Here is a 367-nt window from a genome sequence, read left to right as displayed (position 1 = left end):
CTATAGCAAGTCAGAAATTCTTTGAGTTCAAAACTAAACTAATGTCTAAGTGTAAGCAAAATAATATAGAACTTAGAATTGTTGATAGATTTTATCCATCATCAAAGACTTGTAGCCAGTGTGAAGATATTAATAAGAATTTAAAACTTAAAGATAGAGTTTATAAATGTAGTTGTGGTTTATCTATTGATAGAGATTTAAATGCAAGTATTAATCTTAAAAATGCTAAAAAATATAAGATAGCTTAAATACAAAGTAATTTTCCCACACGCGGCTCAAAAGCACTTATATATGTACGGAGGGCTAACTTCGGAATTTAAGCCTTTGGAGAACTATACCAAATCGTAGTAGCTTAGGCAAGGCGAGG

At 30.5% G+C, this 367-nt stretch carries 1 protein-coding gene; it reads left to right on the top strand.

The genetic code is table 11. The annotated features are described in order from the left end of the window. Positions 1-248, top strand: a 248-nt coding sequence (locus KGF45_RS20580) for a transposase (protein ID WP_227843083.1), incomplete at its 5' end; no start/stop codon positions are given. Between the last annotated feature and the right edge of the window lie 119 nt (positions 249-367).

The sequence above is a fragment of the Clostridioides sp. ZZV14-6154 genome (assembly GCF_020657785.1).
Lineage (GTDB): Bacteria > Bacillota > Clostridia > Peptostreptococcales > Peptostreptococcaceae > Clostridioides.
This window is presented reverse-complemented; position numbering and strand designations above follow the sequence as displayed.